This window comes from Sphingomonas sp. GC_Shp_3, assembly GCF_026540945.1.
Taxonomy (GTDB): domain Bacteria; phylum Pseudomonadota; class Alphaproteobacteria; order Sphingomonadales; family Sphingomonadaceae; genus Sphingomonas.
On sequence record NZ_JALNUT010000006.1, the window covers coordinates 145,024 to 163,802 of the forward strand.

12 protein-coding genes are annotated in these 18,779 nt (G+C 66.5%); 6 read left to right on the top strand and 6 right to left on the bottom strand.

Annotated features, from left to right (window positions below; all coding sequences use genetic code 11):
* Positions 1–34: 34 nt before the first annotated feature.
* Genes OXR00_RS13445 through kduI form a run of 3 tightly spaced genes read right to left on the bottom strand, consistent with a single transcriptional unit; the run spans position 35 to position 2,654 of the window.
* On the bottom strand, positions 35–1,060 hold the full coding sequence (locus OXR00_RS13445) for a sugar kinase (RefSeq protein ID WP_267388770.1): 1,026 nt from the start codon (positions 1,058–1,060) through the stop codon (positions 35–37).
* On the bottom strand, positions 1,060–1,815 hold the full coding sequence (gene kduD, locus OXR00_RS13450; RefSeq protein WP_267388771.1) for a 2-dehydro-3-deoxy-D-gluconate 5-dehydrogenase KduD: 756 nt from the start codon (positions 1,813–1,815) through the stop codon (positions 1,060–1,062). Before kduD ends, OXR00_RS13445 begins: the two co-directional genes overlap by 1 nt.
* Positions 1,812–2,654 (bottom strand): 5-dehydro-4-deoxy-D-glucuronate isomerase, encoded by an 843-nt coding sequence (gene kduI / locus OXR00_RS13455; RefSeq protein WP_267388772.1) that lies wholly within the window; start codon positions 2,652–2,654, stop codon positions 1,812–1,814. Before kduI ends, kduD begins: the two co-directional genes overlap by 4 nt.
* A 221-nt stretch (positions 2,655–2,875) precedes the next feature.
* Here kduI and OXR00_RS13460 point away from each other — a divergent pair, with 221 nt between their 5' ends.
* From OXR00_RS13460 to OXR00_RS13475, 4 genes are all read left to right on the top strand, one after another.
* Positions 2,876–3,376 carry a DUF4232 domain-containing protein gene (locus OXR00_RS13460; RefSeq protein WP_267388773.1) on the top strand — a complete coding sequence of 167 codons (501 nt, stop codon included), beginning with the start codon at positions 2,876–2,878 and terminating at the stop codon, positions 3,374–3,376.
* Positions 3,377–3,431: 55 nt separating this feature from the next.
* Complete coding sequence (locus OXR00_RS13465) at positions 3,432–3,842, top strand: hypothetical protein (protein WP_267388774.1); 411 nt, start codon at positions 3,432–3,434, stop codon at positions 3,840–3,842.
* Positions 3,843–3,925: 83 nt separating this feature from the next.
* Positions 3,926–5,965, top strand: coding sequence for a TonB-dependent receptor (locus OXR00_RS13470; RefSeq protein ID WP_267388775.1), 2,040 nt, complete (start codon positions 3,926–3,928; stop codon positions 5,963–5,965).
* 259 nt (positions 5,966–6,224) lie between these two features.
* Positions 6,225–7,259, top strand: a complete 1,035-nt coding sequence (locus OXR00_RS13475; RefSeq protein ID WP_267388776.1) for a LacI family DNA-binding transcriptional regulator — start codon at positions 6,225–6,227, stop codon at positions 7,257–7,259.
* Here the strand turns inward: OXR00_RS13475 and OXR00_RS13480 are convergent.
* Entirely contained in the window at positions 7,256–8,878 is a 1,623-nt protein-coding gene (locus OXR00_RS13480; protein ID WP_267388777.1) for a glycoside hydrolase family 43 protein, read from the bottom strand. The two genes, OXR00_RS13475 and OXR00_RS13480, sit on opposite strands and share 4 nt — an antisense overlap.
* A complete protein-coding gene (locus tag OXR00_RS13485) occupies positions 8,875–10,146 on the bottom strand; it encodes an MFS transporter (RefSeq protein ID WP_267388778.1) in 1,272 nt (423 codons plus the stop codon). Before OXR00_RS13485 ends, OXR00_RS13480 begins: the two co-directional genes overlap by 4 nt.
* A gap of 409 nt (positions 10,147–10,555) precedes the next feature.
* Between OXR00_RS13485 and OXR00_RS13490 the strand changes: the two genes are divergently transcribed.
* Both OXR00_RS13490 and OXR00_RS13495 read left to right on the top strand, forming a co-directional pair.
* Entirely contained in the window at positions 10,556–13,540 is a 2,985-nt protein-coding gene (locus OXR00_RS13490; protein WP_267388779.1) for a TonB-dependent receptor, read from the top strand.
* Between the two features lie 69 nt (positions 13,541–13,609).
* Positions 13,610–15,679, top strand: coding sequence for an alpha-L-arabinofuranosidase C-terminal domain-containing protein (locus OXR00_RS13495; RefSeq protein ID WP_267388780.1), 2,070 nt, complete (start codon positions 13,610–13,612; stop codon positions 15,677–15,679).
* Between the two features lie 30 nt (positions 15,680–15,709).
* Here the strand turns inward: OXR00_RS13495 and OXR00_RS13500 are convergent, their stop codons facing one another.
* Entirely contained in the window at positions 15,710–18,703 is a 2,994-nt protein-coding gene (locus tag OXR00_RS13500) for a glycosyl hydrolase family 28-related protein (RefSeq protein WP_267388781.1), read from the bottom strand.
* Positions 18,704–18,779 lie beyond the last annotated feature (76 nt).

An 18,779-nucleotide genomic window follows, 5' to 3' on the forward strand; every position in this document is an offset into this window, starting at 1 on the left:
GCGCGGGCCGGGGAAGGCGAAGGTGATGGCTGCTTCAGCGGCGAACGTCGAACTCACCGGACAGAAACGCATCGATATCGCCTTGCGCGAACAGGCTCGCATCGCCGGGCAGCGAGTGTTTGAGCGCGGTCAGCGCGAGGCCGGATTTCGCCGCGCCGTCGAGATCGTCCGCGCTGCGCAGCAAACCGTGCAGCACGCCCGCCGCGAACGCGTCGCCCGCGCCGATCCGGTCGACGATGCCGGAGACGGCGATTTCGTCGGTCTGCGCGACGCGGTGGCGGGTTTCGACGCGGGCGGAGAGCAGGTGCTGGTCCGCCGCCGCGACATGGCGTGCGGTCGAGGCGAGCACCTGGACGTTGGGGAAGGCGGCGAACAGCGCCGCCGAGGCCGCGCGGCGGCGTTCCTCGCCGTCATTGTCGAACGACGTGCCGAGCAGCAGCGCGATGTCGCGGTGGTTGCCGAACATGATATCCGCCAGCCCGACGAGTTCGCTGAGCGTCGCGCGCGGGTCGCTGTCCCACGCCGCCCACAGCAAGCCGCGATAATTGCCGTCGAAGATCACGCTTAGCCCGCGCGCCCTGGCGGCCTTTGCCGCCGCGATCGCCAGCGCCGACGATACCGGCCCGAGTGCGGGGGTGATGCCCGACAGGAACAGGTGCGTCGCGCCGCCCAGCACGGCGTCCCAGTCGAAATCGTCGGCACTGGCCCTCGCGAACACGCTGCCGGCACGATCGTACACCACCTCGGACGCGCGCAGACCAGCGCCAGGGGTGAGGAAATACAGCCCCATTCGCCCCTCGCCCTCGGCAACGTGCGCGCAATCCACGCCTGCGCCCATCAACACCGATCGTGCCATCTGACCGAGCGGGTTGGCGGGTAGTCGGCTGATCATGCGCGTGGCACGGCCAAGGCTGGCGAGGCCGATCGCCACGTTCGCCTCCGCGCCGCCGACCGCGAGATCGAGGCTGCGCGCGCTGCGCAGCAACATCTTGTCAGGCGGCGACAGCCGGACGAGCAATTCGCCGAAGAAGGCGAGGTTCGGCGCGGGCGTGGATGCCATCAGCGTGCCAGCCAGCCGCCGTCGACCGCGAGGATGTGGCCATCGACATAATCCGACGCCGACGACGACAGGAACACCGCCGCCCCGCCGAGATCCGACGCCTTGCCCCAGCGCCCCGCCGGGATGCGGCCGAGGATCGCGGCGTTGCGATCCTGATCCTCACGCAAAGCCGTCGTGTTGTTGGTCTCGATATAGCCCGGCGCGATCGCGTTGACGTTGACGCCCTTGGCCGACCATTCGTTTGCGAGCAGCTTGGTGAGCCCACCGACGCCCGATTTGGACGCGGTGTAGCTCGGCACGCGGATGCCGCCCTGGAAGGTCAGCATCGAGGCGATGTTGATGATCTTGCCATGACCTTGGCCGATCATGTGCTTGCCCGTCGCCTGGCACAGGAAGAACACCGATTTGAGGTTGGTGTCGATCACCGCATCCCAGTCCGCCTCGGTGAAGTCGACCGAATCGGCGCGGCGGATGATGCCGGCGTTGTTGACGAGGATGTGTAAGCCCCCGAGCTGCGCCACCGCCTGCTCGACGATGCCGTTCACCGGCGCGATCGTCGACAGATCGGCAGCCAAGAACACCGCCTTGCGGCCGAGCGCCTCAACCGCGGCGACCGTCTCGTCGCACGACGAGCGGCCGACTGCGGCGATGTCCGCGCCCGCACCGGCCAGCGCGAGCGCGATCGCCTGGCCGATGCCGGTATTGGCACCGGTGACGACCGCGACCTTGCCCGTCAGATCGAACATCGCGTTCACGCCAGTTGGCAGATATCGAGGACGTTCATATCGGTATAGTCCTGGTTCTCACCCGCCATCGCCCAGATGAAGGCGTAGGCCTTGGTGCCCGAACCCATGTGGATCGACCATGGCGGCGAGATCACCGCTTCCTCGTTCTGCATCACGATGTGACGGGTCGCCTCGCCCTCACCCATGAAGTGCATGACGCGATCCTTGTCGAGATCGTCCAGCTCGAAGTAGAAATAGATCTCGCTGCGGCGCTCGTGGATGTGCGGGGGCATCGTGTTCCACACCGAGCCGGGCTTGAGCACGGTCAGTCCCATCACCAGCTGCGCGCTGTCGCACACGCCGGGGATGACGAGCTGATAGATCGAACGCTCGTTCGATTCCTCAAGGCTGCCGCGATCGAGCTTGTTGGCGTCCGCGATCGACAGCTTGCGCGTGGTGAAGCCCTTATGCGCGGGGCAGGACGCGAGATAGAAGCGTGCGCCGTCGCCGGAGAACTGCACGTCCTTTGCGCCCATCGTGACGTAGAGGCAGTCCTTGTTGCCAAGCGTGAACGTCTCGCCATCGACGGTGACGGTGCCGTCGACCTTGCCGACATTGACGATCGCGAGTTCGCGGCGTTCTAGGAAGGGATGGCCGGCGGCGGAGGCCGGCTCGGTCTGGTCGGGCAGCTTGACCGAACCCGACGCGACCGCGACGCCGCCGATCACGAAACGCTCGGCATGCGTGTAGTTCAGCACGCATTCGCCGTCGCGGAACAGACCCTCGATCAGATAGCGGTCGCGCAGTTCGTCGTTGCTCACGCATTCCATCATATCGGGGTGCGTGCCGTAATAGGTTTTCTCGAACATGGGCATTCCTCGCATTGGCCTTTGTGGCGGCATAGCGGCAAAGCCGCACGGCTGCCAACCCGAGCCGACCGGATTTCGGGTGAAATCGTCCGATTTCTGGCACCCCGTCCCAAAAATAGAGAAACCGGTGTCAGATTGCCGGCAGCGATTCGATCCTGCCGGCTAATCCTGCATTCACACCACGGCATGCACCGGTGTGCCCGCTAAGAAGGAGCCGCACCATGCCGTTGTTGAGCCTGATGATCGCCGCCCAAGCCCTCTCCGCGTCGGCGGCGCTGCCGCCCTGCCGCCTGTCCTACCTGCGCCTGTCGATGGACGGACGTGACGGAGACTTCAACGGCATGTCGCATTCCGGCACCGCGCTCATGATCCGCAACCTCGGCGCGGACTGCATGTTGCCGGCGCTGCCGGTGATAAGCCTGCGCGATGCGCACGGGCGCGCACTGCCGGCCATGCGCCGCGCACCCGTCGGCATGCATCCCGGCCCGGTGATGTTGCCGGTCCGCCTTGCCGCCGGTCATCAGGCGGAGACGGATTTGCGCTGGGTGGCGGGTCCGGTGTTCGCCCACAACCGCGCGGTGAAGCCGACCCGCCTGACCGTGCAGATCGGCGCGGGCACGCTGCACACGCCGATCACGGCGACGCTGTACGGTGAAGCCGGCAAGCCGGTCGCGTTCGAGCAGACGCCGCTGCACGTCGTCGAGGGCATGCCTGCGAGGTAGCGATCCGAAGATTGATATGTTGTAACATCGTCTGCCATGCGCTAGGTCGCCGCGCATGGCGGGCGGCACGGACATGGCGGGAGGTATAGCGCACACGGCGGCCAGGCGACGGCGCTCCGTCCATGCGGTCGTGTTGTTCGTGCTGCTGCTGGCTTTGTCGTGGCAAAGCTTTCTGGTCGGCACCCACGCACATCGGCCCCCGGCGTTATCGGCGACTCCTGGCGAGACGCTGCACCGCGCGCCGACGCAGGACCGCCGCCCGCCGCTCGCCCCCGATTCCTGCCCGATCTGCCAGCAGATCTCGATCGCATTCGCCTATCTTCCCGCGCCGCCGGTCGACTTCACCGCGCCTGCGCAGGCGCTCGCCTGGTATGGTGCGAGGGCGGCGCTGCACGCGCTTCCCCGCCAGCGTTCGCATGGCTGGCGCAGTCGCGGGCCGCCGTCCGCTTCGATCCCACTCTCCTAACGCGCCGGGGCGGCTTCCGCCCCGCGCACCCGGCTGCCGGCACTTTAAGACCGGCGCCGCTCCAAGGTTCCCGGAGTTTTCCCATGCGACACATGCTTTTCACGGGCGCGGCCTTCGCCGCGCTCCTGCCCGCCGCTGCCTTTGCGCAAAGCGACACACCCGCGCACGACCACACCACCGCGCACGCCGCCGGTGCCGCCGCCGTGCCGCCGGTGCCGCGCGACATCATCGTCACCGCCTCCCCCTTCGCCCTGTCGCGCGATGACGTGCCGACCATCGTCGCCAAGGTCGACCGGCAGCAGATCCTGGAATCGGGCGGGTCGAGCATCGCCGATTCGCTCGCCACCGTGCCCGGCATTTCCGCGACCGGGTTTGCCGCCGGCGCGAGCCGCCCGATCATTCGCGGCATGGACGCGCAGCGCGTCCGCATTCTGGAGGACGGATTGAGCAGTTCCGACGTGTCCGACGTCGGACCCGATCACGGCATCCCGATCGACCCGCTGTCGGCGCGCAGCATCGAGGTGGTGCGCGGCGCCGCGACGCTGCGTTACGGCAGCCAGGCGATCGGCGGCGTGGTCAACGCCATCAACGATCGCGTGCCGCTCTCGCTGCCGTCACGCGCGCTCACGGGTGAACTGGTCGGCAGTTACGGCACCGTTGCCAACACCGGCGAAGGCTCGGCGCTGATGGACGGTCGCGCGGGGGACATCGCGGTGCATGTCGACGGCTTCTACCGCCACACCGACGATTACGACACGCCGCTGGGCACGCAACAGAACTCGTTCTTCCGGGGCTATGGCGAGACGGTTGGCGCGTCGTATTTCTTCGGACCCGACAAGGCGAGCCACGTCGGCGCGGCGATCATCCAGTACAATGCGCAATACGGCATCCCCAGTGACGACACCTATATCGATATGCGCCAGACCAAGGTGCTCACGAAATCCTCGTTTGAGCTCGGCTCGGGCGCGGTGCGCACGCTGAACATCGACGGCAGCTACGCCGACTACACGCACAGCGAGGACGAGCCGGACGGCACCGTCGTCACCACGTTCCGCAACAAGGAGTTCGACGGACGCGCGGAATTGTTGTTCGGCAAGCTCGGCTTTATCGACAACAGCGCGCTTGGGGTCGAGGTGCAGAACCGCAAGTTCCAGGCGATCGGTGAGGACAGTTCGTACCTGTTCCCGACCGAAACCCAGTCCGAGGCTGGCTATCTGTTCACCGAGACGCAACTCGTCAAAGGGCTGAAGGTGCAGGCGAGCGGCCGGGTCGAGCATGTTCGCGTCACCGGCACGCCGCTGTCGGACCAGTTCACGCGCGTCGGCTATACGCCGATCAGCGGCGCGATCGGCGCGCTGTACGATGTCGGCGGCGCGGTGAAACTCGGCCTGACCTTCTCCAGCACCGGTCGCGCGCCGGGCATCACCGAACTGTTCGCGCGCGGCGGGCATGACGGGCCGCAGACGTTCGAGACGGGCGATCCCACGCTGAAGATCGAGCGTGCCAATTCGATCGAGGGCACGCTGCGGTTCAATAGCGGCCGGTTCCGCTTCGAGGGCAGCGCGTACAGCACGTGGTTCAACAACTACATCTTCGGCGATCTGACCGGCCGCACCTGCGACGATGACGGCGTCTGCACGCTCGGCGACGGCGGCGAGTTGAAGGAACTGTTCTACCGCCAGCAAGGCGCGCATTTCCGCGGGCTGGAGGGTGAGGCCAATTACACCTTCTTTGACACCGGCACGGGCAAACTGGAGGGCCGCGCGATCGCCGATTACACACGCGCCACGCTGGACAACGGCGGCAACGTGCCGCGCATTCCGCCGTACCGGTATGGCGGCGGGCTGACATGGACCAGCACGGCGTTCGACCTGGGCTTCCTGATGCTGCATTCGGGACGGCAGGACAAGTTCGGCGCGTTCGACACGGCGACGCCAGGCTTCAACGCGCTCAACGCACATGTCTCCGTGCGGCCGTTCAAAGCCTATCCCGGCATCGAGCTGGCGGTGGTCGGCCAGAACCTGACCAACGACGTGCAGCGCGACGCGGCGGCCCTCAACAAGGATCTGGTGGTGCTGCCGGGCCGCAACATCCGCTTCGTCCTGAAAGTCGCAACCCTGTGAACACCATGCCGCCGCCGCCACGCACAGGCGGCGGCGGCATGGACCAGCATTACTATTGTGGCGTTGACCTTGCCCGGTTAAACCAAGCGGCTGCCGTGCCTGCGACAGGGCCGACGTTGCAGTGGTGGTTCGCAGAAGTTTTAGGGGGAGAAAAGCCGCCCCTGCGATGGCAACCGACCGCAGCACTCCGACCCGCGCCATCTTGCCAAATCCCGGCCATGGCGTACTCAACGCCGACACAGCAATCCCTGGAGGCCGCGTGGACAAACCCGATCGTCGGGCGCGAAGTGCCACGATCATCGACGTAGCAGCACGCGCGGGCGTTTCCGCGATGACGGTCTCGCGCGTGATCAACAATCGCGAAGGCGTCCGCCCCGAAACCCGCGAGGCGGTGGAAAGCGCGATCCAGGCGCTGTCCTATACCCCCAACGCCGCCGCGCGCAGCCTCGTCACCTCGGCGGAGCTGCGGATTGGCGTCGTCTATTCCAATCCCAGCGCCGCGTTCATGAGCGAGTTCCTGACCGGCATCTTCGAGGAAGCGTCGACACGCGGCGCCCGCCTGATCCTGCTGAAAGGCGACGGCGGCGCGCCGCCGCACCGCGACGCGCTGGAAAAGCTCGCCAACGCCGGCCTGTCGGGCATCATCCTGGCGCCGCCGCTGGGCGAGGCGGCGATCGTCCGCAATGTGCTGCGCGGCATCGGCCGGCCGCTGGTGGCGGTCGGTGCCTATGACGTGGCCGACGCGACCTGCGTGCGGATCGACGATCGCCGCGCCGCCTGCGCGATGACCCGCCACCTGCTCGAACTCGGCCACCGCCGGTTGGGGTTCGTGCTGGGCAACCCGGATCAGGCGGCCAGTGCCGAGCGGATGGCCGGCTTCTACGATGCGGTGCGCGAGGCGAGCAACGTGGAGGTCAAGGTGGCGCAGGGCGATTTCAGCTACGCCTCCGGCCTGATCGCGGGCGAACAGCTCCTCGACGGGCCGTCACCGCCGACCGCGATCTTCGCCAGCAACGACGATATGGCGGCGGCGATCGTCTCGGTCGCGCACCGCCGGCAATTGCACGTGCCCGAGGCGCTGAGCGTGGTCGGCTTCGATGATACCGTTGCGGCGGTGACGTTGTGGCCGCCGCTCACCACCGTCCGCCAGCCGCTGCACCAGCTTGCCGCCGAGGCGCTGGCGGCAGTCGTGGCGGGTGGCGACGTGATCGCCCGCAAGACACGTCGCCAACCGGACCGCGTGCTCGATCACAGCATCGTCACGCGTGCGTCGAGCGCACCGCCCGGCAGCTAGGTCGCCGCCACGTCCGTCGCTTCGTAGCGGAAGCTCTCGAAATCGGCCGCCAGCCCGGTACCGGACACATCCTGGCACGCCATGCCGATGAAGGTGCCGGTGAAATTGGGCAGGCCCGGCGCGGTCACCTCATCCGACAGGATGCTCGCGTCATACACCGTCGCCACGTTTTCCCATGTCTGCGCACCGGCGATGCGCCACGCGAAGGTCAGCGCGTCCGCCGCGATCGTCGCGCGCAGGTCGATCACGCCATCGGGCAACACCGGCACGATCACGCTCGCCTCGCACCCGGCATCCGGGCTCGCGCTCAGCATCTGGAGCTGGCGAACGCCGTCATCCACGGTCACGTTCAGGTAGAAGAACTTGCTCGCGTTGTAATAGCAGATCAGCCCCGCCGCCTGCTGGAACGTGACCGGCGCGAACGCCATGCGGGTGGTCGCGACGCAGTGAAAATGCTCCTGCCTCCGCGCGACCAGCGCTTGCCGGAAGTGGCTGCCGACCGTCTCGCGTCCATACAGGCGCAGCCAGCCCGGCCGCTCGGTCAGGCTGAACAGCGCGGACGGATCGGGCGTGCGCAGCCACTGGAACGCTTCGGGCAGATCGGGTTGATCGAACCGCCCATCCCACGCGCGCTGCGGCCACGGCGCAGCTGGCAACGCCGGTGCAACCGGCGCCGGATCGGGCGCACCACTGCCGTCGAGCGTGCGCAGCCAGCCGTCCTCGCCCCAAACCACCGGCTGGATCGCGCTCTCGCGACCGAGCACGCAACGCTCCCGCCCCGGCAGCGGTCGACCGCACAGATACGCAAGCCAACTGCTGCCGTCCGCCAGCTCGACGAGATCACCATGCCCGGTCCGCGTGATCGCACCGTCGCGCGCGCCGTTCGCGCTCAGCACCGCGCCATCCGGGTGGACCTCGTACGGCCCGAACAGCGATCGCGATCGCGCCATCACCACGGCGTGATCCCAGCCGGTGCCACCCTCAGCGACCAGCAGGTGATACCAGCCGTCGCGCTTGTAGAGGTGCGGCCCCTCGGTGAAGCCGCGCTCGGTGCCGGCGAAGATCAGCCGCGCCTCCCCCACCAGCCGCAGCGCCGCGCGGTCGAATTCCTGGAGGACGATGCCCGCGAATCGGCCGCGACCGGGCCGATGGTCCCACAGCATGTTGAGCAGCCAGCTACGCCCGTCATCGTCGTGGAACAGCGCCGGGTCGAAGCCGCTGCTGTTGAGGAACGCGGGATCGGACCATGGGCCTTCGATCCGGTCGCTCGTCACCACATAATTGTGGAAGTCGCGCAGCGATGCGCCCGCTGCACCGTTTACCGTGGTGTGGCCGTAACGCTTTACCTGCGTGTAGATCAGCCAGAACTTGCCGTGCGCGTAACTGAGGTCGGGCGCCCAGACGCCACACGAATCGGGGTCGCCGCGCATGTCGAGTTGCGCCGCGCGGTCGAGCGGGCGCGCCGCCAGTCGCCAGTGCACCAGATCGCGGCTGTGGTGGATTTGCACACCGGGAAACCACTCGAACGTGGAGGTCGCGATGAAGATGTCGTCGTCGACCCGCACGATCGACGGATCCGGGTTGAAGCCACGCAGGATGGGGTTGTGAAGTCGGGTCATGCGGGTTTGCGTACCAAAGTCCAAAGCAGGATGGCACCGGCAAGGTCGAGCCCGCCGAGCAGGATGAAGAACGGCCCGTAGCCGACCACGTCGACCATCCGCCCGAGCACGAGCGAGAACACCAGCACGCCGAGGTTGCCAGCCAGCCCGGCGAGCCCGGCAGCAGTCGCCACCTCGTTGCGGCGGAACAGGTCCGACGCCATGGTGATAACCGTCACCGACAATGTCTGGTGCGCGAATCCGCCCAGGCACAGCAGTGCGATCGCCGCATAGGGGCTGGTGACGGTGCCGACCAGCGCCATGCCGGTCATCATCACCGCGCCGAGCGTGAACGCGCCACGCCGTGCGTTGACGAGGCTCACGCCGCGCCGCCCGAGGAACGCCGCCACCGCCGGTCCGAACAGGCAGCCGAGGTCTGCCGCGAGGAACGGCAGCCACGCAAAGATCGCCAATTGGGTCAGATCGAAATGGCGTACCCGCACCAGATACAGCGGCATCCAGAACGACAGCATCCCCCAGGCGGGATCAGCCAGAAGGCGCGGCAAGGCGATGCCCCACAGGTTGCGTCGCCGCAGCAGCGCGAGGATCGATGGCCGCTCGGTATCCGCCGCAAGCGCCACCTCCTGCCCGGCGAGGATATGCGTGCGCTCCGCGTCGCTCAGACCTGTGTGACGCTGCGGCGCGTTATACCAGCGCAGCCACGTCAGCGACCAGACCAGGCCGAGCAGGCCGGTCACCACGAAGGCGAGCCGCCAGCTCTGTACCGCCACCGCCCACGCGACCAGCGGCGGTGCCAGCACCGCGCCGAACGACGCGCCGATATTGTAGATGCCGCCCGCCGCACCGCGTTCGCGCGCCGGGAACCATTCCGCCACCAGTTTCTGCCCGGCCGGTTGCGCCGACCCTTCGGCCAGCCCCAGCAACCCGCGCAACGCCGCGAAGCTGACCCAGCCGCCGGCAAAGACGTGCGCCATGGTCACCAGTGACCAGATCGTCGCGCACAGCCAGAAACCGATACGCAAGCCCGTACCGTCGAGCAGATAGCCGGCGAGCGGCTGAAGCATGACGCCGATCTGAAACGCGCCGGTGATCCAGCTATATTGCTGCGTGCTGATCGACTGTTCGGCGAGGATGACGGGAGCGGCCACGCCCAGCACCGAGCGGGCGAGGTAATTCAGGATCATCGCGCCGACGAACAAGGCGAGAATCATCCAGCGCAATCTTGGCATTCGCGTCAATCGCAACACCGCCTCCGTTAACGTAACCATCAACATACCCGACTTGGGCATGTCCCGCCCCCGTCTCGGGATCAGACATCAGGGCTCGTCGATACCACACGACCTAAACGAGCCCGCATCGCCTTGACAAGTGAAACCGTGGAAACTAACAACAAAGATGTTAACGTAAACATTGTGCGCTGCACAAGATAAGCTTCAATGGATCGCCGTCATGGCTGTCGAACGGACAGGCGGAAATCGATCCATTTGAGACGGGGGAGAGTGATCGCTGTCACCGCGCAGCCTGAATGCACGATCTACACTTTACCGCCACGTCGTGAACACCATGGCTGGCATGATGATGAGACGAACGGCCCGTCAGAGGCCGAAACGAGGCACCACCCAAAGGTCGCTCGCACGCGGCTGCCGGGCTGGGGAAATTAACACAGGGGAGATCAAGATGCCGTTGAAAGCTTTGGATTGCCGCAAGTCCCTTCTGCACAGCGCTTCGCTGGCCGCAGTCGCGATATGCCTGCCGTTGCCCGCCTTTGCGCAGGCGCCGGTCCTGCCGACCAACCAGCCGCCTGCCGCCGAGGCTCCCACCGCGCTCGACCGCGCCGGGCCAGAGGCGTCACGTGCCGATGCAGCAGCCAGCGATATCGTGGTGACCGGCTCGCGCATCGCGACGCGCGGCTTCACCGCACCGACGCCAACGACCGTGATCGGCGCGCAGGACATCGCGCAGAACGCGCAGCCCAACATCTTCAACACGATCGCGCAGTTGCCGTCGCTGCAAGGCTCGACCGGCACGCAGGTCAACACGTTCAGCACGTCGAGCGGCCAGCAGGGTCTCAGCTCGTTCTCGCTGCGCGGCCTCGGCGCGATCCGCACGCTGACGCTGCTCGACGGCCAGCGCGTCGTCGGCGCGAACGTGACCGGCGTACCCGATGTCAGCCTGTTCCCGCAGTTGCTGGTGCAACGTGTCGACGTGGTCAACGGCGGCGCGTCGGCCTCCTACGGCTCGGACGCGGTCGGTGGCGTGGTCAACTTCATCACCGACACGCGCTTCACCGGGATCAAGGGCAACGTTCAGGGCGGCATCACCACCTATGGCGACAACAAGCAGATCCTTGCGCAGCTCGCGATCGGTCACGCCTTCGGAGACGGTCGCCTGCATTTCGTCGCCAGCGGTGAATATGCGCATGACCAGGGGGTCGACGGTGGCGATTACGGGCTGAAGATGGCGGGCGGCCGGACCTGGTTCGACCAAACCTCGATGATCGATCGCGGCATCCTCAACGACGGATCGCCGCAGTTCATCATCCGCAACAACGTCCAGTCGAACAGCTTTACCAAATACGGCCTCATCACCGGCGGCCCCCTTCAGGGGACCGCATTCGACGCGTCGGGGCAGCCGTTCCAGTTCCAGTACGGATCGAACGGGACGCCGACGCGCAAACCGACCGGCGGCGTCAACGGCTGTTTCGGTGGCCTCTGCCTAGGCGGCGATCTGTCGGGCAACATCGATGTTGGCCGTTCGCTGCAATCGGCTTTGCAACGCGTTGGCGGCTATACCCGTGTCGGGTTTGATATCGCGCCGGATAACGAGCTGTATTTCACCGTCAACGTCGGGCAGGTGAAGACCAACAACCAGCCGGTCAATGGCATGAACAAGCCGGGCCTCACGCTGCAATGCGCCAACCCGTACGTCCCCGCCTCGATCCAGGCGGCGTGCGCGACTGCCGGCATCTCCAGCTTCCAGTACGGAACCAGCAACGCCGAACTGGGCAACACCCGGGTCTATACCAACCGGCGGCAGTACCGCTTCGTCGGCGGCGCCAAGGGCAAGGTGCCGTTACTCGGCAGCGAATGGTCCTACGACATCTACGGTGAGCACGGAACGAACTACACCAGCGTCGACGTGAACAACATCCTGCTCACCCCGCGCTTCAACGCCGCGATCGACGCGGTGCTGCTGAACGGCGCGATCGTCTGCCGCAGCGCGGTCGCACGCGCCAATGGCTGCCAGCCACTCAACATCATCGGCAACAACCCGTCCGCCGAAGCGCTGAGCTATGTCACGCCCGACGCCGGCCCTTACCAGCGCACCCGGCAGACGCAGGACGTGCTGAGCCTCAACTTCTCCGGCGCGCCGGTCAATCTGTGGGCGGGCCCGCTCTCGATCGCGTTCGGCGGCGAGTTCCGGCACGAATTCTACAAGGTCCGTGCCGACCCTTATGGTGCAGGCTTCGCCAACAGCGGACCCAGCAATGACTATCCGCTCGATCCGATCCTCAACGCCAGCGGCAACGGCAACTGGTATGCGGGCACCTACAAGAACGGGCGCGGCGCCTACAGCGTGAAGGAAGGCTTCTTCGAGGCCAATCTGCCGATCCTCGACTCCGAAGCGCTGGGCAAGGCGAACGTGAACGCCGCCGCGCGCTACACCGACTACAGCACTTCGGGCGGCGTATGGGCGTGGAAGGTGGGCGGCACCTGGGCGCTGCCGATCGACGGCTTCCACATCCGCGCCGTAACCTCGCGCGACGTGCGTGCGCCGAACCTCTCGGAGCTGTTCGCGGCCCCTGTCACACAGACGCTGCCGAACTTCTTCGATCCATATACGCGCACCAACGTGCTGGTCGTGCAGAACCAGATCGGCAACACAGCGCTCAAGCCGGAAATCGCCCGCAACACGACCGCCGGCATCACCCTGTCCAATCCCAAGTGGTTGCCGGGACTCAACCTGTCGTTCGATTACTACAAGATCAAGATCAACGGCGTGATCTCGGGCCTCGGCGCCAACGACATCGTCAATTTCTGTTTCCAGAACATCCTCACTTCGACCTGCAATTCGTTCAACCTGAACCCGGCAAACGGCCAGACCTTCATCAACGTGCAATCGTTCAACCTGGCGTCGATCGACACGGATGGCTTCGATATCGAGGCTAGCTACCGCTGGGCGCGACCGCTTGGTCTGCCGGGCAATTTCACGGTGCGTGCGCTCGCCACCCACGTCATGAAGTTCGTGACCGACACCGGCCTGCCGGGCACCATCCCGGTTGACAGCGCTGGCGACAACACCAGCAACACGCCCGACTGGAAATGGCTGGCGATCCAGAGCTACGATACCGACAAGTTCTCGTTCCTGTTGCAGGAACGCTGGTTCAGCGATGGTACGTTCGGCAACAAATACATCGTCTGCGCACCCGGCTCCTGCCCGGTGTCGAATAACAACCACCCAACGATCGACCAGAACTTCTACCCCGGCCGATTCTACATGGACGTAGGCGGCAGCTACAACATCCGCAAGGATCTGACCGCCTATTTCAAGATCGACAACATGTTCGATGTCGATCCGGCATCGTCGACGATCTTCAACAACCCGTCGCTGTACGATCAGCTCGGCCGGACCTTCCGTCTGGGCGTCCGCTTCAAGATGTAACTCCCCCCGGAGCTTGGGCGCGGCACCCCCGCCGCGCCCTTTTTTCCATCTGCCACGGGACCGACGACCATGAAAGCGATCCTCGCCACCGCCTCCGTCGCAGCTCTGGTCGCCGGCACGCCGCTTGCCGCCGCGCCTGCGCCGGTCGCGGCCAGTATCGATATTACCCGGCGCGCAACCCCGGTCAGCGCGCACGAATACGGGATGTTCATCGAACCGATCGGCGGACTGGTGAACCGCACGCTCTGGGCCGAACTGCTCGACGATCGTAAATTTTATTATCCGGTCGTGTCGCCAGCGCACGACACGCCGCCACCGCTCAACGCGGAGGGCAAGCCCGGCGTCGAATATCGCAAATGGCGCCCGGTGGGCGCTGACGATGCCGTGACGATGGACACCGCCGCGCCGTACGTGGGCGCGCAAAGCCCGAGCGTGACGCTCGCCGGCAGCGCACCGCGCGGGCTGGCGCAGAGCGGCTTCGCGGTGCTGGCCGGCAAACGCTACACCGGCCATCTGTGGATCAGCGGTGATGCCGGCGCGTCCGTGCAGGTCGCGCTCGTGTGGGGGACGCGTGCCGACCAGCGGCAGAGCATCGCCCTGCCCGCCCCCGCCGCCGGCTGGCGTCAGGCGGACTTCGCCTTTACCCCCACCGCAGGCACGGCCGATGCACGGCTGGAGATCACCGGCACCGGCACCGGCCGTTTCCGGATCGGTGCGGTGTCGCTGATGCCGGCCGACAATATCAACGGCTGGCGCGCGGATACGACCGCGGTGGCGCGCTCGCTGAAATCGGGCTTCTGGCGGCTGCCGGGCGGCAACTTCCTGTCCGATTGGGATTGGCACGAGGCGCTGGGGCCCCGCGACCAACGCGCACCGATGTTCGACCATGCGTGGAGTGCGATGCAGACCAACGACCTCGGCATGGACGAGTGGATGGAGCTGTGCCGCATCATCGGCGTGGAGCCCTATGTCACCGTCAATGCCGGGCTTGGCGACGCCAATTCGGCGGCGGAGGAGGTCGAGTATCTCAACGGCGCCGCCACCAGCGACTGGGGCGCCAAACGCGCCGCCAACGGTCATGCCGAACCCTATAAGGTGAAATGGTGGAACATCGGCAACGAGCCGTTCGGCTGGTGGCAGATCGGCAAGACCTCGCTCGATTACTACACAATCAAGCACAACGACTTCGCCGCGAAGATGCGCGCCCGCGATCCATCGATCGTGCTGATCGCGTCGGGCGCGATGCCGGACCAGCTCCATGCCAAGGGTGTGAAGCAGAACTCCACGCTGGAGAGCATCCAGCCCAAATTCGGCACCGAGGAGGATTGGACCGGCGGCCTGTTCGCCAGATCCTGGGGCAATTTCGCCGGCATCACCGAACATTGGTACGATCGCGGCGAGGATCGCCCCGACGCCCCGCCTGCCGACGCTTTAATGGAGTTCGTGCGCTCACCCTCCAACCACGTCCGCATGGAGGCGCTGGAATGGGGCATCTACCAACAGCGGTTCCCCAAGCTCAAGGATTCCGGCGTGTTCCTGTCGATCGACGAATATGCCTATATGGCCGGGCCGCCGACGCTGAAATCCTCGCTCGCCTACGCCAGCGTGTTCCAGGAAATGCTCCGCCATACCGATTTCCTGAAGATGGCGGCGTTCACCACCGGCGTCTCGACGATGAACATCACACCCGAAGGCGCGACGCTCAACGCCACCGGCATGGTGTTCAAGCTGTTCGGTGAGCATTTCGGCGCAGGAACCATCCCGGTCGCGCTCGACGGCGCCTCGCCGCAACCGGAACCCCGATACCCGATCGGCTACGCGCATCCGAAGGTGGTGGCGGGCAGCCCGACCTACCCACTCGACGTGATCGCCGGTCTCTCGCCCGATGGCACGATGTTGCGCGTCGCCGTGGTCAACGCGACCTTCCAGCCGCAGCGGCTCGCACTGTCGCTTGCCGATGCGAAGCTGCGTGGCTCCGGTACGCGCTGGCTGCTCGCCGGCAAGACGCTGGCGGCGGAGAACAAGGTCGGCAAACCGGCCGGCGTGACGATCCGCGAGAGCAAGGTGAGCGGCGCGGGCCGCGGGCTGATCGTGCCGCCCACGTCCGCGGCGATCTACGAACTGCCGCTGACGCGGTAACCGGGCGCGACCTCCCGCCGCGCCCGCGATTTAAATCGCCGTCCCGTACAGCGCGTGATGGGTGAGGATGAACAACGTCCGCCCGTCACGCCCGCCCAGCACCAGTTGCAGCGGCCGCTCGGGCGTATCGATCCGCCGCAGCTCCTTGCCGTCCGTGCCATAGACGAACACCTGCCCGTCGGCCACGTACAACCGGCCATCCGGGCCCTGCACCGCGCTCTCGCCGCCACGCGGCGCGATGATCTTGAGGTCGCTCAACGCCCCGTCCGCGCCGACCAGCCCGCTATAGGTGCGATCCTCGGAGGAGTTGTTCAGCACCACGCGCGATCCGGTCGCCGCCCCGACCAGCCCGTAGGCGTCCAGCGGATCGGACCAGCGCCAGCCCCGCTGATCGTCCGGCCCCTGGTTCCACACCCGGAAGGCGGGCAGCACCAGCGATCCGTCCGGCGACACATATTGCCGTGCCTTCGCCTCCCCCATCTTGGTGGTGAAGAAGTCGGCCAGCGTCGGATAGGTGTACGTCTTGGGATCGATCCGGTCGTCGAATTCGCCGTTCGCCCACACGTTACCGGGCAACAGCGTCGTCGCGCCGGCGTGCGGGGCGGTGTCGGTCGGCGCGATCACGTGCACCTGCGCCGGCTGTTTGGGGTCGATGCTGTACACCGTGCCATCACGCCCGGCGGAGGATAGCACCAGCAGCTTGCCCGACCGGTCCACCGCCAGGCTGACCGGATCGAGCGGCAGGTCGGTCACCGTCGTCAGGCCGGCGTCCCGCGTCCAGCCATGGATGCGGTTGTAGAACCGGTCGATGAAATAGAGCTTGCCCTCGGCATCGACGCTCGCGCCCGCGATCGAGTAGAAGCCATCCGCCAGTTTCTCGACGCCCTGCATGACCGGCACGCCGCTCGCGGTTGCCGCAGCGCCTGCCGCCGGCACGTCCAACTGCGCGAAGTTGCGTTCGCGCACCTGTACCTGGCGGGTCACGTCGGTGATAGCATTCTCGAACGGATATTTGCTCGCCCGCGAAAACGTGCCGCAACCCTTCATGTCGCAACTGGCGAAGCCGCTTTCGGCGTTCACCAGCACGTTGCGGAAGCGGAGGTCGCCCGAGTTGAACAGCCGCACCGCAGTATCCATCGGCTTGGCGGTGCGCGTCACGCGGTACGAGTGATAATTGGCGAACAGGACGTTGCGGGAATCGTGGAATTCGGTTGAGATCGCGTTGACGCCGTCGCGCACCTCCTGCTCGGTCTGCGGCGCGAGGAACTCCCAGTTGGCGACATTCTCCAGCACGATCTCGTGCCGGTAGTGATGTTCCGCCGACAGTTCGTAGACATGGCCCGGCGTGGTGGTGTTCGACACCCGGAAACCGGCCGAGGCAAGCGTGTTGGGCGACCAGATGCCCGAGAAGGTACCACCGCCGCCGTCCGTCACCCAGATGCTCGCCTGCTGACCGTCCGGCCGCACGCGCGGATCGCCGGGCTTGGCCTGCGTGGTGCCATCGCGCAGCATCGGCCCCTCGATCCGCACGTCATCCACCAGCGACGCAGCACCCGCCCTCCACACCAAAGCGCTCGCACGCGGGTTGATGCTGCCCGCCCACAGGCCAAGGCCGGACACGATCGCAGCGCCGCCCTTCGCGCTTTGCAACAGCGCCTTCGGGCTGCCCACGCCGGCAAACGCGGCCTCGTCGTCGCGCAGGAACAGCCGGGTGCGCGCGGGGTGCAGCGCGATCAGAACGCTGTCCGGCCGTAGCGTCAGCGTATCGCTGATCCGGTAGCGGCCACTCGGCAGGTACAGCACGCGGTGGGTGTCGATCGCGCGCTGGAGCGCGGCGGTGTCGTCACTCTCGCCGTCGCCCCGCACGCCCAGATCGCGCGCGTTCGCCCACTCCGCTACCGGCGGCAGCGGCCGGATCGCGGGCGGCATCGCTACCGGCATCTTCGCGAGCGGCACGATGTTCGCCTCGGTCGCATACGCGCCCATCTGCCCAAGCGCGCCGATCTTCAGCCCATAGGAGAAGTCCCGTACCCGGTATTGCGCACCCTTGCCCGGCACGGTTACGCCGCTTTCCCGCATCCGCGCGAACACCGGCACGCCGCGTGCCACCGCATTGTCGAAGCCGATCTGGGTGTGGACGTTGTTCTCGTTGGAGATCAGCACGGCTGCGTTCGACACGTTGTCGAACCGCACGTCCTTGCCCCACAGCGAATCCGAATAGCCGGGATCGATCTCGATCCCGACCGGCGTGTTGCTGATGCCGACGTTGACGAGCGTCAGCCCGGCCTCATGCTCGCGTATGGCGGCGTCGCGCTGGCCCTCGAAGGTCGTATCGAGCAGCGTGAAAGGCCACATCGGCGCGGTCTTCTCGGTGACGATACCGTAGCGCCCGCCGTAAAAGTGCAGGTCCTGGCAGGCGTTGCCGACCTGATACACGCCCGCGAGACCCGACCCCATGTGGAAGTCGATATGCCGCAGATAGGCATGTTGCGCGACGCGGAAGCGCACCGCCACCGCGCCGGCATTGCCGCTGCCGACCTCGAAATCGACGTTGGCGAGGGCCGAGTAGAAGGTCGTCTGCGTCGCGTCGAAGATGGTGGGGTCGAACGGCACGGTGGTACGCGGCGGCACCGCGGGTTTGCCGGAGCGGAACTGATCCTCCCCTGTGAAGGCGACCATCGCGGCGATGCCGCTGCCGAACCCCGGCGTATCGTCCGCCAGCACGATCACCGGCCGCGTCTTGCCAACCCCGAACACGCGGACGCCCGAACGCAGCAGGATGCTCCGCGTGATCCGGTAGCGCCCGCTCGGCAGGAACACGAGGCCGCCACCGTCCGGCGTCGCCGCCGCGTCGATCGCGCGCTGGATCGCGGCGCTGTCGTCCGTCCGGCCATCGCCGATGCCGTGCACGGTCACCGCGCGCGCATCCGGCGGGGCGGTGCGATAGACCGAAGCGCTTTGCGCTGCCGCGATCGCGGGCGTTGCCGCCGCCAACATCGTACACACCAGAAAAACTGCCTTCATCGTCGTCTTCCCCTGTGACGCCGCGTGAGCAACGCTTGAACATCCGCCTCGATCTGACACCTAGTCGATGTTAACG

What these genes read in the sequence shown, in the direction of transcription:
- OXR00_RS13445 (WP_267388770.1), bottom strand. Translation starts at nt 1,060, where the DNA reads ATGGCATCCACGCCCGCGCCGAACCTCGCCTTCTTCGGCGAATTGCTC.
- kduI (WP_267388772.1), bottom strand. Translation starts at nt 2,654, where the DNA reads ATGTTCGAGAAAACCTATTACGGCACGCACCCCGATATGATGGAATGC.
- OXR00_RS13485 (WP_267388778.1), bottom strand. Translation starts at nt 10,146, where the DNA reads ATGGTTACGTTAACGGAGGCGGTGTTGCGATTGACGCGAATGCCAAGA.
- OXR00_RS13460 (WP_267388773.1), top strand. Translation starts at nt 2,876, where the DNA reads ATGCCGTTGTTGAGCCTGATGATCGCCGCCCAAGCCCTCTCCGCGTCG.
- OXR00_RS13465 (WP_267388774.1), top strand. Translation starts at nt 3,432, where the DNA reads ATGGCGGGCGGCACGGACATGGCGGGAGGTATAGCGCACACGGCGGCC.
- OXR00_RS13490 (WP_267388779.1), top strand. Translation starts at nt 10,556, where the DNA reads ATGCCGTTGAAAGCTTTGGATTGCCGCAAGTCCCTTCTGCACAGCGCT.
- OXR00_RS13480 (WP_267388777.1), bottom strand. Translation starts at nt 8,878, where the DNA reads ATGACCCGACTTCACAACCCCATCCTGCGTGGCTTCAACCCGGATCCG.
- OXR00_RS13495 (WP_267388780.1), top strand. Translation starts at nt 13,610, where the DNA reads ATGAAAGCGATCCTCGCCACCGCCTCCGTCGCAGCTCTGGTCGCCGGC.
- OXR00_RS13470 (WP_267388775.1), top strand. Translation starts at nt 3,926, where the DNA reads ATGCGACACATGCTTTTCACGGGCGCGGCCTTCGCCGCGCTCCTGCCC.
- OXR00_RS13500 (WP_267388781.1), bottom strand. Translation starts at nt 18,703, where the DNA reads ATGAAGGCAGTTTTTCTGGTGTGTACGATGTTGGCGGCGGCAACGCCC.